Source organism: Fimbriimonadaceae bacterium (assembly GCA_019454125.1).
GTDB lineage: Bacteria > Armatimonadota > Fimbriimonadia > Fimbriimonadales > Fimbriimonadaceae > JALHNM01.
This window is the reverse complement of sequence record CP075365.1, coordinates 907,323-921,843: the sequence shown is the minus strand read 5'-3', so window position 1 is coordinate 921,843 and position 14,521 is coordinate 907,323. Positions and strand designations below refer to the sequence as shown.

General features: G+C 63.2%; 13 protein-coding genes and 1 tRNA gene. 4 read left to right on the top strand and 10 right to left on the bottom strand.

Annotation, left to right across the window (positions count from 1 at the left end):
- Positions 1 to 113: 113 nt before the first annotated feature.
- The 3 genes from rpsF to KF733_04570 are packed head-to-tail and all read left to right on the top strand — an operon-like array spanning position 114 to position 1,878.
- A complete protein-coding gene (gene rpsF / locus KF733_04580; protein QYK56759.1) occupies positions 114 to 413 on the top strand; it encodes a 30S ribosomal protein S6 in 300 nt (99 codons plus the stop codon).
- Complete coding sequence (gene ssb / locus KF733_04575) at positions 410 to 814, top strand: single-stranded DNA-binding protein (protein ID QYK56758.1); 405 nt, start codon at positions 410 to 412, stop codon at positions 812 to 814. Before rpsF ends, ssb begins: the two co-directional genes overlap by 4 nt.
- Positions 815 to 816: 2 nt before the next feature.
- Complete coding sequence (locus KF733_04570; protein QYK56757.1) at positions 817 to 1,878, top strand: bifunctional phosphoglucose/phosphomannose isomerase; 1,062 nt, start codon at positions 817 to 819, stop codon at positions 1,876 to 1,878.
- A 13-nt stretch (positions 1,879 to 1,891) separates the two neighbouring features.
- Here the strand turns inward: KF733_04570 and KF733_04565 are convergent, their stop codons facing one another.
- Positions 1,892 to 3,613, bottom strand: coding sequence for a GAF domain-containing protein (locus tag KF733_04565; GenBank protein ID QYK56756.1), 1,722 nt, complete (start codon positions 3,611 to 3,613; stop codon positions 1,892 to 1,894).
- Between the two features lie 100 nt (positions 3,614 to 3,713).
- Here KF733_04565 and KF733_04560 point away from each other — a divergent pair, with 100 nt between their 5' ends.
- Positions 3,714 to 4,376 carry an LON peptidase substrate-binding domain-containing protein gene (locus tag KF733_04560; protein ID QYK56755.1) on the top strand — a complete coding sequence of 221 codons (663 nt, stop codon included), beginning with the start codon at positions 3,714 to 3,716 and terminating at the stop codon, positions 4,374 to 4,376.
- Here KF733_04560 and KF733_04555 read toward each other — a convergent pair.
- From KF733_04555 to KF733_04515, 9 genes are all read right to left on the bottom strand, one after another.
- Complete coding sequence (locus KF733_04555; GenBank protein QYK56754.1) at positions 4,373 to 6,544, bottom strand: alpha amylase C-terminal domain-containing protein; 2,172 nt, start codon at positions 6,542 to 6,544, stop codon at positions 4,373 to 4,375. The two genes, KF733_04560 and KF733_04555, sit on opposite strands and share 4 nt — an antisense overlap.
- Positions 6,545 to 7,100: 556 nt before the next feature.
- Positions 7,101 to 7,186, bottom strand: a tRNA-Leu gene (locus tag KF733_04550).
- A 131-nt stretch (positions 7,187 to 7,317) separates the two neighbouring features.
- On the bottom strand, positions 7,318 to 8,568 hold the full coding sequence (locus KF733_04545; protein QYK56753.1) for a Glu/Leu/Phe/Val dehydrogenase: 1,251 nt from the start codon (positions 8,566 to 8,568) through the stop codon (positions 7,318 to 7,320).
- Between the two features lie 6 nt (positions 8,569 to 8,574).
- The gene (locus tag KF733_04540; GenBank protein ID QYK56752.1) at positions 8,575 to 9,054 is read right to left on the bottom strand and encodes a hypothetical protein; all 480 of its coding nucleotides are present in this window, start codon (positions 9,052 to 9,054) and stop codon (positions 8,575 to 8,577) included.
- A complete protein-coding gene (locus KF733_04535) occupies positions 9,051 to 9,797 on the bottom strand; it encodes a rod shape-determining protein MreC (protein ID QYK56751.1) in 747 nt (248 codons plus the stop codon). The genes KF733_04540 and KF733_04535 overlap by 4 nt, the downstream gene beginning before the upstream one ends.
- Positions 9,798 to 9,847: 50 nt before the next feature.
- Positions 9,848 to 10,915: a rod shape-determining protein gene (locus KF733_04530; GenBank protein ID QYK56750.1), complete on the bottom strand. Its 1,068-nt coding sequence runs from the start codon at positions 10,913 to 10,915 to the stop codon at positions 9,848 to 9,850.
- Between the two features lie 127 nt (positions 10,916 to 11,042).
- Complete coding sequence (locus KF733_04525) at positions 11,043 to 11,333, bottom strand: hypothetical protein (GenBank protein QYK56749.1); 291 nt, start codon at positions 11,331 to 11,333, stop codon at positions 11,043 to 11,045.
- Positions 11,334 to 11,394: 61 nt separating this feature from the next.
- Complete coding sequence (gene purH / locus KF733_04520) at positions 11,395 to 12,927, bottom strand: bifunctional phosphoribosylaminoimidazolecarboxamide formyltransferase/IMP cyclohydrolase (protein ID QYK56748.1); 1,533 nt, start codon at positions 12,925 to 12,927, stop codon at positions 11,395 to 11,397.
- On the bottom strand, positions 12,924 to 14,507 hold the full coding sequence (locus KF733_04515) for a hypothetical protein (GenBank protein QYK56747.1): 1,584 nt from the start codon (positions 14,505 to 14,507) through the stop codon (positions 12,924 to 12,926). The genes purH and KF733_04515 overlap by 4 nt, the downstream gene beginning before the upstream one ends.
- Between the last annotated feature and the right edge of the window lie 14 nt (positions 14,508 to 14,521).

Below are 14,521 nucleotides of genomic sequence, written 5' to 3'. Positions count from 1 at the left end.
CGGGTGGGGGCCGGGGCCCACTTGGCGGGCGCCCGCAAGGTATGATTCGCGTCCCGGCATTGCTCTCTGCGTGGGGCCCTCCCCGCGCCTTAGAAGCCGTCCACAGGGAGCCCATGAACTCAAGAAAATACGAAGCGTTCTACATCGTATCGCCGAACATGTCCGACGACGAAGTGGCGAAGGTCGCCGGCGATTTCAAAGGAATCGTCGAAAAGAATGGTGGGACCGTCGAGTCCGCCGAAAAGTGGGACAAGCGGAAGCTTGCCTACGAAATCGAGGGGCACCGCGAAGGAAACTATATCCTTATGCACTTCGAGGCGCCTGCCAGCGTTCCCGCCGAGCTCTCCCGCCTAATGCGGATTAGCGATAACGTCATTCGTCATCGGATCTACCTTCGCGACGAGAAAGTATGAGCCTTAACCGCGTTATCCTAATCGGTCGTCTCACAAGAGACCCGGAACTTCGTTCGACCACAACGGGCAAGAACGTCGCCAACTTCGGCATCGCTGTTGACCGAAGGTTTAAGGGGCAAGACGGCGTAGACGTCGACTTCTTCAACGTTTCGGCATGGGGTAGCACCGCTGAGTTTTGCGCGAACTACCTTGGCAAAGGTCGGCTGGTCGCGGTCGACGGGCGGCTTCAGACTCGAAAGTACACGACTAATGAAGGCGTGAACCGTGAGGTCACAGAGATCATCGCCGATAACGTGCAGGGCCTTGACCGACCCCGAGAAGACGGCGAAGCTCCTAGGGCCGAAGCTGGCGGAAAGCCTGTGCCTGCCGAGGACGAGTTCGACCCGTTCGCAGAAGATTAACCATGTCACAGCTCAATGATCCGAGTTTTGTAAAGCGATTAGACCCGAAAGGAATGTATGACCTTACGGTCGCTTTTCCGGATCAGTGTGACGAGGCCATAGCGCTTAGCAAGGCCGCTAAGATGGTTAAGCCTTTGAGCCGCCCAAACCTGGCGATTTTAACCGGCTTGGGCGGATCGGCTGCGGGCGGCGACTTCGTCCGGGCTCTCTTTGAAGAACAAGGCTCGTGCGGCTTCTTCGTTAACAGGGACTATTCCTTGCCGACTTTCGTCAACGAGGAGACGTTGATCTTTGCGGTCAGCTATTCCGGCAACACCGAAGAAACCCTCGCGGCATATCATGACGCGAAGAAGAAGAACGCTTCGATCGTTGCGATCACGAGCGGCGGCCAACTGGCCGAAATGGCGCGCGATGACGGCTATCCGCTGATCATCGTGCCGGGTGGGCGGCCTCCGCGGACTGCGCTCGCCTACCTCGCATTACCTGTGGTCGTGGTCGCGGAGGAGATGGGGCTGATCCCCGCGCAAGATTATGCGGGGCTTCTAGATTGCCTCAGAAAGTGCTCGAGACTCTGGAGCGTCGATGTGCCGCTTGAGCAAAATCCTCCTAAGGTGTTAGCCACCAAGATGCAGGGTCTTGTGTCGGTCCTTTACGGCCTTGGATCGTGGCAAGGTTTGGTGGCGAGCCGTTGGAAGAGTCAGATTAACGAGAACGCGAAATGCATGACGTTCGCGAACACCTTCCCCGAGTTGTGCCACAACGAGATCTTGGGCTGGGTCAAAGCCGATGAACAGGGCGTGAAGCAGTGGCTGACCATCGTGCTACAAGACGGCTCGGAAAGCGCCAAGATGAAGAAGCGCGCAGAGGTTGTCGCGCGACTCACGGCAAACGTCACAAAAACCGAGACGGTGACCGCTGTGGGCAACGACCTCCTCCAAAAAATGCTTTCCCTCGCATTCTTCGGCGACTTTGTCTCGATTTACCTAGCCGCGCTTAACGGGGTAGACCCCGAAAACATCGATTCGATCAACACGCTTAAGGCCGAGCTATCTAAAGTCCCTTAGCCCGCCGGCGTCCTTAATGGTTTCGGGCTTTTGCCTCGTCGATGTCCAGTTCCACCGGAATGCGGAACTTGAACGTCGAACCCTTGCCGACTTCGGACTCCGCCCAAATCTTGCCAAGGTGGACGTCCTCGACAAGGTGCTTCACGAGGAAGAGGCCAAGGCCGGTGCCATAAATCTTGCGGTTGTCCTCGTTGTCCACTCGGTGGAAACGCTCGAAAACCCTCATCAAGTGTTCCTGCGGAATACCGATCCCTTGGTCTTCCACGGCCATCTCGAGCTCGTCGCCGTCCCAAGTTGCGTGGACGATGACGTCGCCGCCATCGGGCGAGTACTTAATCGCGTTGTTAAGCAAGTTCGTTAGGATCTGGTCGAGCTTATCCTCGTCGCCCACGATCGTTTCCGGCAGGTCGGTATGCAGGATCTTATAGACGTTGTGCTTGTGCGAGGCTTGGTTCTGAACCACCACGACCTTGTCCAGCAGCGGCGCGATCTGGAAGCGGTTGTAGTTCGGCTTCAAGCTTTCGCCGGCTTCGATCCGGGCCGTGTTCAGCAAGTCGTCGATCAGCCGTCGGAGGCGGTCGCACTCTTGGACGACAATGCCAAGGAATTCGCGTTGCTCTTCCCGGCCATAAATCTCGTCGTCAAGCCCTTCCAAGAGCGTGCTGCTAAAGCCTTTGATCGCGGTGAGGGGCGTGCGCAGCTCGTGGGAGGCCATGGCCACGAAACTTGACTTCATCTTGTCGATGTTGCGCAGCTCGGTCACGTCGTTCAAAATCGCGACCGCCCCCAGGTTCCGGCCTTCTTCGTTCTTCACCAGCGTGGCTTGCAGTTCGAAGAAGCGTTCTCTGCCCTGGCGGACCATGATCACGTCCTTCTTATGCGCTTCTACACCTTGAAGGACTGCAGTGATCGTTTCCTGGACGGCGTCGTTCTTGACCACTTCGCCGAAGGGTTTACCGATCGAGTCGCTGCCCACCTCAAAGATGAATCGGGCCGAGCTGTTCATCTGGCTCACGCGTGATTCGGGCGAGACCAGGATCAAGCCGACCGTAACGGACTCGAAGGTCTGAAGGAGCTCTTCCCTCTCCTCGACGACTTCTCTATAGAGCTGGAGGTTCGCGATGATCGAGCTGACGTTGCGGGCCATGCGCTCCAGCAGCCGCACGTCCTCGTCGTTGAAATCTTCCCCGTGCCGCTTGTTGAAGGCGTGGAGGACGCCGATCGTGGTCCGCTCGATGACGCGGTTTTCCTCGTCGCGCTTCTCGATGATGAGCGGGACCGTAATGCCGTTGGCCACGTGCATCAGCGAGACCATGTCCTTCCTCGTTCGCTCGTCGCTCAGGGCGTCGTGGAAGATGAGGGGCTCGCCCGAGCGGAAGACTTCGCCGCTGACGCCCTGGGTCGCGCGGACCCGGAAATGGTCCAGCTTGCCGTCTTCCAGGCCGTAGGCGGGCGGGATGCCGATCAGTTCGCCAAGCTCGCGGTCATAGAACATGATCACGATCTTCTCGGCTTGCAGGATCATGGCGATCCGCTGGACCAGGCGGCGGAGGGTGACGTCCCCTTCTTGGATCGGGGCGACGTCCGCACTTGACTCCATCGGAGTCGGCCGGGGCAACGTCTCGCCCTGCGCCTTGGCCGATTCACTTGATTTCAGCCTTTGATTTTCTGCCTCGAGTTCTGCGATCCTCTTTAAGAGGTTTTCCGGTTCGGGCGTCCCGTTTGTCTGAGTCATAGTCAAGGCTTCTCGATCGTCGAAGTGGGGCATGGGGAGGATACCTTTGGCGAACGGTCTGGGGCGGGCCGCCTCCGCATCCCGGCTATACTTGCTGCCGATGGGCGATCGCCTTGAGGAGATGCCCCTTTTTCTCCTGGATACGGTCCTTTTCCCGTACGCGCAGCTTCAACTGCACGTCTTCGAGGATCGGTATCGGGAGATGATTCGGCATTGCACTCAGTTTGACCGGCCCTTCGGCATCGTCTTGATCAGGAGCGGGAGCGAAGTCGGCGATGCGGAACCCTACATGGTCGGGACGGCCGTCCGCATCATGAGCGTTCACACGTACGAAGACGGCAAAATGGACGTCCGTGTTCAAGGTGAACGCAGATTCCGGGTCCGTCGGCTCGATTACGACCGCCCATATACGGTGGGCTGGGTCGAATCCGTCATCGAGCTCGAACTCGAGGACGACCCCCGCACCGAGGCCGTCCTGAGCCGGGCACGGGAGCTGGTGCAAACCTATATCGAAAGCTACTTCGCCAGGTTCGAGGTGCGGGTCTCGAAGATCAAGCTCCCACAAGAGCCGACGACCCTCTCGTTCGTGGTGGCGAACTTGCTGCAGGTCGCGAACCTCGAGAAACAGAGGCTGTTGGAGACCACCGACACCCTCGAACGGTTCGCCGAGATGATCCCCGTGCTGGAGAGCCACATCGACCAGGTCCAAGCCCCTCGCCGGGTCACCTCCGACCAGTTTGCCGAGTGGATCCATCCCAACTAGCCCCGGGCGAAAACCACAGCGGTATAGGGCGCGACGCTCACGAGCGCCGAGTAACCCAGCCCGTCCCACGGCACCGTTTGGGTGTCGACGTCCGGAGTGAAGTGGTCGCCGAAGAGAGGCGAATAGACCCTGGCGTCACTGTTGAACACCACGCGCCACCGTCCTGCGTTCGGAAAACCCAGTCGGAGGTTGTTGACGGTCGCGTTCTTGAAGTTCAATAAGACGACGACATCGTCGTTGACCCCGCCTTGGTCATAACGGTGGAAGGCGATCAACTTGGCCGCGTTGTCCGTTTTATAAAGGTTCAGGCCCTGCCCTTTTAAGCCTGCCGTCGTTCCGCCGAGGTTCCGCCTCATACGGATTAAGTCCCGGTAGAGAAGATTGATCCCTGGATAGAGGTTTAGCTTGTTCCAATCGACCGGGTCGTTATCGGCAAACCATCCGTCTTCAAGGATCTCTTGGCCCTGGAAGACCATCGGGATTCCAGGGGCGGTGAAGACCAAGGCGGCACCGAGGGTCGAGCGCTTTTGAGCCCAATAGCTGGCGGGGTTGGAGGCGTCGATCTCGCTCGGGACGCGCTGGCGTCCGTTCGCGTTCTCGTCGTGGCTTTCCGTATAGATGACTCGTCGCCAGGCGTCGCCGTTGAAGCGTTCCGTTATGGCCCCGGCCACCGCGTTCATGTCGCGAGAGTTATCGTCCGGCGTAATGAGCGCGGCCCTCACGGTATGGACAAAGTTAGACCACTGGGAATCGAAGCCCGCGCCACCCTGGCCGGTTTCGCGCGTCACCCAATTGTTGTTCTGTAGATCCTCCGCAATGTTGATCTTCCAGGGCTGGCGCTGGTCCAAGTCGTTGTTCAAAGTTTGCAGGAGTTCCCAACCGACGGCGTTGTCGCCGCGGTTCGTCGTCCGGATGTTCAACACCGAGTCCCAACGGAAGCCGGAGACACGGAACTCTTCCGACCATTGGCGCTGGTTATCGCGGATATAATCGCGCACTTCTTGGCGGCCAAAGTCCGGCCGGGTGTTGCCCCAAGGGGTCACCGCACGATCGTCCTGGTAGAAGAAGATCCCGCCCCAAGACCCCTGCGACCAGCCGTCGAACCGCCACAGATCAAGGTCGTTCGGCCCGTAGTGGTTGTGGACCAGGTCCAGCAGCACCGCGATGCCGCGCGCGTTCGCCTTGTCGACGAACGACTTCAGCGCGTCCGGGCCGCCATAGGCCGATTCCACCGAGAACGGGTCGGAGGGGTTGTATCCCCAAGAGTAATCGCCGGGAAACTCCTGCACCGGCAGCAGTTCGATGCAGTTCACCCCGAGGCCCTGCAGATAGTCCAGTTTTTGCTCCGCGGTCGAAAAGGTCCCTGGCTTGCCCCCCGGGGTGTCGTTGAACGTGCCGATGTGGGTCTCATAGACCACGAGGTCGTTCCAGGCCGGCGTGACGAAGTTGTTCGTCTGCCAGGCGTAGGCGTTGGGGTTGTGGATGATCGCGTTGCCGTTGGAACTGACCAGCGCCTTGGCCCAGGGGTCCTTCTTCCAGAGCACTTGGCTTCCGTTGCGCAGCACGAACTTGTACTGCTGGCCCGGCACCGTCCGACGGTAGTCGAGCGACCACCAGCCGCCCCCTTCCGCCACCAGCTTCGCGTTCGAGTCGTTCCAGCCGTTGAAAGGCCCGGCGACGTTGGCCTGGGTCGCGAAAGGCGCCCAGAGCCGGAAGGTCGTGCCTCCCGCGAACGGCACCGCCCCGTTCCCCGGCCGGCTGGATGGCACCTGGGCGACCCTGTTCGAAGCCGTGTAAAAGCTCGTCCCCCTCGCGTAGAGCCCGATGTACCAGGTGTCGCTGGTCAGGGCTGGCTGGCTCGTGTTCGTCAGCCTGACGGTCTCCGTCCGGTTGTTGGTTATGGAGGCCGCGTCGAAGTCGGTCAAGGTCGGGGCCGCGCCCTTGCGGAGGTAGAGGTCGATGTTGCCCTGGGTCGTGGTGACCGTCGCGGTCAGCTCGCCCTCCCAGTCCTTCGGCTGGATCGGGGTGACCCGCCACTGCCCCGCCTTGAGCACGTTGATCGCCGGTGGGTTGACGACCAGGTCTTGGGCGCCAGAACCGGCGACGACGGCGAGGATGAGCAGAAATGCAGGCGGCTTCAGCATGGGCGGCGTTGCCTCTCGCCTCATGATACGCCATGAATACGTATTCTTCACTTAGCGAGCGCTACGGGAGAGTGGTAACCTAGTAACTCTGCCTGGTGAACGCTCTCTTCTCGTTGGTTTCTTCATGCCTCGGCACACCCCGTGCCGAGGCTGTCCCAGACAACGCCTTCGATTCGTGTACGTCGTGCACTCCCGACCCCATGACCAAGTCTCACCCATCCGCGCCACGGCACCATCGAAAGAGCCTCGGCACGGGGCGTGCCGAGGCATGAGAGTGCGGTCGTGGTCACGAACGCCACCGGCGGCCTGCGCCCAGTTCGTCCAGTGCCGATTACGCACGGCAGGAGTCTAGCCTCGGCACGAGGCGTGCCGAGGCATGAGAACCCATCCGCGCCCGGGCACCATCGAAAGAGCCTCGGCACGGGGCGTGCCGAGGCATGAGATGCTGTAAACCTGGTAAGTGTTCGGGCTGCTGGCTGCCCTCCGGGCAAGCCTCGCGATTGACCAGTTTAGCCTCGGCACGGGGCATGCCGAGGCATGAAGAGGACGTGTCACCCCCTGGGCCGGTTTGAACCTAAAATGGTGCGCGGGAAGAGACTCGAACTCTTACGCTTTGTGGGCACTACCACCTCAAGGTAGCGTGTCTACCAATTCCACCACCCGCGCGGCGGAATGCGATTATAGCGCAGGCGGGGCGTTGGGGTGGGGCGGTTGGTTCGGGGGTTCGGGTTAGTCGGAGGTTCGGGACGGGAGGGGTCTGAGGTCAAACCCCCGAACAGACCCGAACCAACCCGAACCTACGGAAAGATCCCGCGGATCGTCGTGGCGTGGGCGACGCGGTCGACGCCGATGATCATGGCCGCGGTCCGCATGTCCACTTTGTGCTTCTCCCGGGTGTGGTAGACGGCGGCGAAAGCGCTGCGCATGATGCGGGCCAGGCGGTCGTTCACCTGCTCTTCCTCCCAGAAGTAGTTCTGCAGGTCTTGCACCCATTCGAAGTAGCTGGTCACGACGCCGCCCGCGTTGGCGAGGATGTCCGGGACGACGAAGATGCCCTTGTCGCTCAGGATCTGGTCGGCCTCCGGCGTGGTCGGCCCGTTCGCGCCCTCGGCCACGATCTTGGCCTTGACGTTGCCTGCGTTCTCTGCCGTGATCTGGCCCTGGATCGCGCACGGCATGAGGATGTCGCACGGCAGCTCCAGCAGCTCGGCGTTCGAGATTTGGGTGCAGTCCTTGTAGTTTCGGATCCCGCCCTCAACGCCGCTGTAGCGTTGGTAGAGCTCCTTGATCGGCAGACCTTTCTCGTTATAGATGGCGCAGGTGGCGTCGCTGACGGCGATGACCTTGGCACCGGCCGCTTCGGCCAGTTCGGCCGCGACAGAACCGACGTTGCCAAAGCCCTGCACCACGACCTTGCAGTCCGAAAGCTCCATGCCCAGCACGCGGCAGGCTTCCTCGGTGCAGACCACGACGCCTCGGCCGGTGGCCTCGACGCGCCCTTCGGAGCCGCCCAGTTCGATCGGCTTGCCGGTGACGACGCCGGGGACGGTGTAGCCAGCTTGCATGGAGAGGGTGTCCATGATCCAAGCCATGACTTGGGCGTTCGTGCCGATGTCCGGCGCGGGGATGTCGCTCCGCTCGCCGACGATGATGTTGATGTCCGTAATGAAGCGCCGGGTCAGCTTCTCAAGCTCGCGCTTGGAAAGCTCCTTGGTGTTGACCTTGACGCCGCCCTTCGCGCCTCCATAGGGGATGTTGACGACCGCGCACTTCCAGGTCATCCACATGGATAGGGCGGTGGTCTCGTCGAGGTCGACCTCAGGATGGTAGCGGATGCCGCCTTTGGTGGGGCCCCGGCTCACGTTGTGTTGGACTCGGTAGCCCTCGAAGCAGCGGACCTCGCCGCTGTCCATGACCACGGGGAAATTGACGATGACCTGGCGTTTCGGCGTCGCGAGAACCGCGTGCAAGCCTTCGTCCAGATCCAAGTAGCGTGCCGCGTTCGCCAGTTGCTGGCGAGCCATCTCGAGAACGTTTACTTCGCTCATGTCTTGTCAACCTTCTTCACGCCGCGCCACACGCCGGACGACAAGGTCGAACAAGGCAGCGAGCACGCCGTTGTAAATCGCTGTCCCGATTGTATCCGTAAGGAACCCTCCCATGTCCGAGGGCGGAGCCAGGAAGAGGTGCAAAAGGCGGATCAGGACCGTGCCGACCAAGACGATCAGCCCAGCGACAAACGGGGTCATCTTCAACTCCGTCCTCCCGACGAAGGCAGCCGCGAACGAGACAAGCGTGCGGGAGACTCCGTAGGCCACGAGGTCGGCCCCTCGGAGGCAGCCTTCCAACACCCCCACGAGGAACCCGACCGAGGCCGATCCGGCCGGGCGGAGGTAGGCGGACGAGAGCAGCGCCACGACCAAGGGAAGGTCCGCCCGAGCCCCGCCCAACCGCGGAAGGGCGAGCGCGGAATGCGCCAAAACGACGGCGGTGACGGCGGCGAAGAGCCACGCCAGATAGCCCAGGGCCCTCATTTCAGCACCCAAACCTCGACGACTTCCGCCATGTCCGCCGACGGGACGACATAGACGCGACGCGTCCCATAGCTGGGGTCCAGCACGACTTCGCTCACGGTGCCGATCTCGATCCCGCGCGGGATCGTCCCTCCATGCCCAGAGGTCACCACCTTCGAGCCCGGCTGGATCTCGCCGAGGTCGAGGACGTCCATCACCAGGCGGCGCGGCGTTTGCCCCCGGATGAGCCCGGGAACGCGCGGCGTGGACTCGACCAAAGCGCCGATCTGGAGGGCCGGGCTGGTCACAAAGAGCACCTGGCTCCGGTCTGCCTCGACGGTCTGCACCGCGCCCAGCAGACCGTGCGGGCCGACGACCGCAAGCCCCGGACGAAGGCCCTGACGCTCGCCAGCGAGCAGCTCGAACCGGTTCTCAAGCGGGTAATAGGCAGCGATGCGGACCGCGATCCGCTCCCGGCCGTAGTTGGGCTGGTCGAGCAGCTTCTGCAGCCGCGCGATGTCCGCTTGAAGCCGTCTGGTCTGTTCCGAGTAGGTCGCCCAGACGATCTTGAGCTGGCGGAGCCGCCTTAGCTCAGCCTCGTCCGCGGGGCCCTTGCGGCTCGCGTTGAGCGAGTCCGTCCACGTCCGCACCTGGCCATTGATTGCGACCACCGCGGGCAGGAGCCCGGCGCGGACGGTGGCGGAGACCCGATCGGCCCCACCCTGCGAGCGCTCTCGGTTCTGGTAAACGCCGAGCGCCGCCACTATGGCGAGGAACGCGAATAGGGCGGCCCAATCGGTGCGGGTCGAGGTCTCTAACTTCGCGACGCCTTCTCCAACATCCGGCGGATCGCCGGTTCTTCGTGGAGGACCTCCAGCATATGGCCCGTTCCGATCGCCACGCAGCTGAGGGGGTCGGCGGCGATGTGGACGGGGATGCCCGTCTCGCGCTGGATAAGCCGGTCCATCCCCCGCAGGAGCGCCCCTCCCCCTGCGAGCACGATCCCCTGGTTCATGCAGTCGGCCGCGAGCTCCGGCGGCGTGGCCTCGAGCGTGAGCTTCACCGCTTCGACGATCGCGGTAAGAGGCTCTTGGATCGCGACGCGCACTTCGTCGCTGCGGATCACGGCGCTGCGGGGCAGGCCCGTGACGAGGTCGCGCCCTTTCACCGTCATCTCCAAGTCCTCCTCCATGGGATAGGCGCAGCCGATCTCGATCTTTGCTTGTTCGGCGGTGCGGTCGCCGATGAAGAGGTTATAGGCACGCCGGACATAGGCGGAGATCGCTTCGTCGATCTCGTCCCCCGCGACGCGGATCGAGCGCGAGTGGACGATGCCCGCGAGCGAGATCACGGCGACCTCGGTCGTGCCGCCGCCGATGTCGACGATCATGGAGCCGATCGGCTCGACGATCGGCATGCCCGCGCCGATCGCGGCCGCCATGGGCTCTTCGATGACGTAAGCCCTCTGGGCGCCGGCGCTCTTGGCCGCCTCGAGGACCGCGTCCCGCTCGACCTCGGTGACGCCGCTCGGGATGCCCACGACGACGGTCTGGAAGAGTGTGACGCCCGTGCGCGTCATCTTGATGAACTTCGCGATCATCGCGCGGGTCATGTCGTAGTCGGCGATGACACCATCGCGGAGGGGCCGGGTGGCGACGATGTTTGCAGGCGTGCGGCCGAGCATGCGGCGCGCTTCTTCACCCACCTGCAGGATCTCGCCCGTGTCCTTGTTGCGGGCGACCACCGAGGGCTCGCGGATCAGGATGCCGCGGCCGGCGACGTGGACGAGTGTGTTCGCGGTCCCGAGATCGATGCCGATCTCGCTCGTGAACCTCTTCTGGAACGTCCTCCAGAAGCCACCGCCATGCCCGTTGCTACCCATTCCCTCTCTGCGCCTGGAGCAAGGCCGTCAGGAATACGGGTCACCTGCCAAGCTAAGACCGAACAATGACACACCGGCCGGCCCGCGACTGGGCCGACTTGCGGAACTGGCGGGTCTGGTCCTGCGACTACTTACCGACGCCCGCGGCGCCGCCCTGCTTTCGGCGGAAGCCACCGGCGCCGACCGCGCCGGGTGCTGCGCCACCGATCGCAGCTCCGCCAGGGGCGCCTTGGCCGCCGCCCGGAAGGTTGTTCGCAAAAGTGACGTTCCCTTCTGCGATCTTGGCGTCTTGAAGCGGGACCGGGGTCGGGTCAGCCGGCTTGATCGGCTGGCGCTTGGTGAAAAAGAAACCGCAGAAAACTCCGATGGCGACAACCCCCGCCACGATCGAAACAATGAGGTCGTTTTGACTCTTCATGACTCTGTGCTCCAGACGTTAGGACGTATTCTAGCCCACCGTTGTTACAAATTGTCGGCTGTTAGTGCCGGAAATGGCGGACTCCGGTGAAGACGAGCGGGACTCCCAGTTCCTCCGCCTTGGCGGCGACTTCGGCGTCGCGCTTGCTGCCCCCAGGTTGCACGATGCAACCGATGCCGGCCTCGGCCGCCGTCTCGACGCTGTCGGAGAAGGGGAAGAAGGCGTCGCTGGCCAGGGCCGCTCCCCTTGCCTCCTCGCCTGCTTGGGCCAAGGCAAGCCGGACGGACTGGACCCGGTTCATCTGGCCCGCACCGACCCCCAAGAGACGGTCCGGCAGGGCGATGACGATGGCGTTCGACTTCACGTGCTGGACCACTTTCCAGGCGAAGCGGAGGGCCGCCCACTGCATCTCCGTGGGAGCCAGCGACGTGGCGACCCGCCACTCGGAGAGCGGCTCTTCGTCCCCTTCTTGAACCAAGTAGCCGCCGCGGATCGAGCGGAGCGTCGTCCCTGACTGGGCTGGCGAAACGGGGACTTCGAGCAACCGCACGTCTTGGCCCCAGCCAGACCTCCCCTTGACAAGGTCCAGCGCTTCTGGCGTGAATCCCGTGGCGAGGACGATCTCCAGGAAGTTCCCTTTCTCGACGAACGCCTCAGCCGTTTCCCGGTCGACTTCCCCGTGGAAGGCGGCGATGCCGCCGAAAGCGCTGACCGGGTCAGCCTGGCGCGCCAGGCAGTAGGCCTCGCCCAACGATTTGGCGCAGGCCGCCCCGCACGGGTTGCCGTGCTTGATGATCGCGCAAGACCCCGCCGGCAGGTCCGAGACCAGTTCCCAGGCCGCGTCGGCGTCAAGCAGGTTGTTGTAGCTCAGTTCCTTGCCCCAAAGGCTCTTGGCCCGGGCGATGCCGGAAGCGGCCAGGGGGTCGAGATAGGCGGCGGCCCTCTGGTGCGGGTTCTCGCCGTAGCGCAGGGTCTGGACGCGTCGAAGCCCGATCGTCAATTCGGTCGGGAACGGCTCGTCCTCGAGCCCGGTCAAGTACCGCGAAACGAGCGAGTCGTAGAAGGCGGTGTGACGAAACGCCTTTGCCGCGAGCTCTTGACGGAGGGCCAGGTCCGTCGGGCCTTTCGTAAGGGCTTCCCCAACGCGCGCATAGTCGGACGGGTCCACGACGACGGTGACGTTCGCAAAGTTCTTCGCCGAGGCGCGGACCATGGCCGGGCCACCGATGTCGATGGATTCGACGGCTTGGTCGAGGGTCGGCTCCCCCAGCACGGTCTTCTCAAAGGCGTAGAGGTTGACGGCGACGACCTCGAAGGGCGCAAGCCCGTGCTCCGCCAGCTGGGCTCGGTGCTCGTCACGGCGCAAGTCGGCGAGCAGCCCCCCATGGACCGCGGGGTGGAGGGTCTTCACCCGCCCGCCCAAAATCTCCGGGAAGCCGGTGATGTCGGCGACCTCCGTCACCGCGAGCCCTGCCTCGCGCAGGGTCCCGGCGGTTCCTCCCGTGCTCACGAGCTCGAATCCGGCGGCGGACAAGAGGCGGGCGAACTCCACCATCCCGGTCTTGTCCGTCACGGAGACGAGCGCGCGCCTCATCCGGTCGTGCCTCCTCCGATGTTCTCGCCCGCCTCTCCTGCCGTCCCGCCCGTGGTCTCCGGCGGAGGAGGAAGCTGCTTCACCTTGATCGTCACCACGTCCGAGTTCACCGCGAGTCCATCTCGGTCGAGGGCGACGATCCGGATCTTCGTGTCCGCCGTCACCGAAATGAGGCGGGTGCCGGTCGGCTCCGTCAGCAACGTGCGTTGCTCGCCGACCTCCAACTCGATCCGGGCGGCGTCGACGACGGTCCAGTCGACAGTGACGTCTCCCGGGCCGGTGAGCTCTTTCGGGCCGGCCGTGAACTTGACGATTCGGGCCGCGCTCTTCTTGACGACGCTGACGGAGACGGTTCGCTCGACCATGGCGCCCGCCTCGTTATAGGCCTTGACCGTCAGGTCGATCTTTCCGACCTCGTCGGCGCCAAGCAGGATGCCATCCTCCTTGACGTCCAGCTCGCGCTGCATGGGCATGAGCGTGGCCCGGGTGACTCCTTCCGCGAACTTGTACCGAAGGGTGAACTTCTCGCCAAGCGCAAGTTCCTTCTTCTCGGTGGAAAGTTCCAGGATGCGCGGCTCGGGGATCACGGGCGCCTCTGTGACCTTGATCCTCTCCGTGTCGTCGCGGGTCGTGTTCTGGCCGTTCGTCGCCAAGACCTCGACGACGTAGTCGCCCGCCTGCTGAGGGGTAAACGTGGTCGAGCCCACGGGAGGGAGACGGTCTTGGAACTCGCTGCCGATCCTCACCTTGACCTGGCGGGCGTTCGCCGTCCTCCACTCGATCTTGACCTCGTGCCCGACTTGCACCGTGTTCGGCGTCACGGTCAGGCTCTCGATCGTGGGGGCCTTCGGCCAAAGCGCGAGCCAGGCGGCGGCCAGGCCCAGGACGAGCAAGAAGAGAAGAAACGCGCCCGGCGTGGCGAGCGCCTTTTGCTCGATCTGGGCGGTCGAAGCGGCGGCGACGGCGGGGTTTGCCGTGCTCCGGGCGCTCACGGAAAAATTGGCCAGGCGAGAATTGGCGAGCAGCGCGCTGCGCGTCGCCGAAGCGGAGAGGCTCAACGAGCGTTGCTGGCCGGGACCGAGCAGCACCTGGTCCGCGTCGAACTCGAACGCGAACAGCCCTTCCGGGTCCGTCGCGAACATCTGCATGGTCTGCTCGCTGTTACCGAGGTTCATCACGGTGACCTCGAACTGAGTGTCGCGGGCAAAGGGGGAGACGGAGGCGCGACGAGGCTGGACGTCCACGCTAAAGTTGTGAAACGACTTCACCTCGAGAACGCAAGGCATGCTCTTCGTCTCGCCCGTCTCCAAAGTCCGCACGTTCAGGACGAACGGGTAGGTGCCCGCCACGCTCTCGGTCTCGCGTGGGGGTTTGATGAAGATGCGCTCAGACCGCACCTCGCGCGGGTCCAGCGTGAAGTGCGCGACGGGCACGGCGACCCACGACGGATCCAGGCCTTCCACCGTTACGTCAAAGGCCGTCGGCTGGTCGCTTCGGTTCGCCACCTCGACCGCAAGGGTCGCTGTCGCACCGGGATCGACCTGGACCAAGTCGTTCGCCAACTGCGCGGCGAAGCTCATCGGGCGTAGTGTAG

Excerpts from the sequence above, each read along its gene's own strand:
- rpsF (QYK56759.1), top strand. The coding sequence starts at position 114 with ATGAACTCAAGAAAATACGAAGCGTTCTACATCGTATCGCCGAACATG.
- ssb (QYK56758.1), top strand. The coding sequence starts at position 410 with ATGAGCCTTAACCGCGTTATCCTAATCGGTCGTCTCACAAGAGACCCG.
- KF733_04570 (QYK56757.1), top strand. The coding sequence starts at position 817 with ATGTCACAGCTCAATGATCCGAGTTTTGTAAAGCGATTAGACCCGAAA.
- KF733_04515 (QYK56747.1), bottom strand. The coding sequence starts at position 14,507 with ATGAGCTTCGCCGCGCAGTTGGCGAACGACTTGGTCCAGGTCGATCCC.
- KF733_04545 (QYK56753.1), bottom strand. The coding sequence starts at position 8,568 with ATGAGCGAAGTAAACGTTCTCGAGATGGCTCGCCAGCAACTGGCGAAC.
- KF733_04525 (QYK56749.1), bottom strand. The coding sequence starts at position 11,333 with ATGAAGAGTCAAAACGACCTCATTGTTTCGATCGTGGCGGGGGTTGTC.
- KF733_04565 (QYK56756.1), bottom strand. The coding sequence starts at position 3,613 with ATGACTCAGACAAACGGGACGCCCGAACCGGAAAACCTCTTAAAGAGG.
- KF733_04530 (QYK56750.1), bottom strand. The coding sequence starts at position 10,915 with ATGGGTAGCAACGGGCATGGCGGTGGCTTCTGGAGGACGTTCCAGAAG.
- KF733_04560 (QYK56755.1), top strand. The coding sequence starts at position 3,714 with ATGGGCGATCGCCTTGAGGAGATGCCCCTTTTTCTCCTGGATACGGTC.
- KF733_04540 (QYK56752.1), bottom strand. The coding sequence starts at position 9,054 with ATGAGGGCCCTGGGCTATCTGGCGTGGCTCTTCGCCGCCGTCACCGCC.
- KF733_04555 (QYK56754.1), bottom strand. The coding sequence starts at position 6,544 with ATGAGGCGAGAGGCAACGCCGCCCATGCTGAAGCCGCCTGCATTTCTG.
- purH (QYK56748.1), bottom strand. The coding sequence starts at position 12,927 with ATGAGGCGCGCGCTCGTCTCCGTGACGGACAAGACCGGGATGGTGGAG.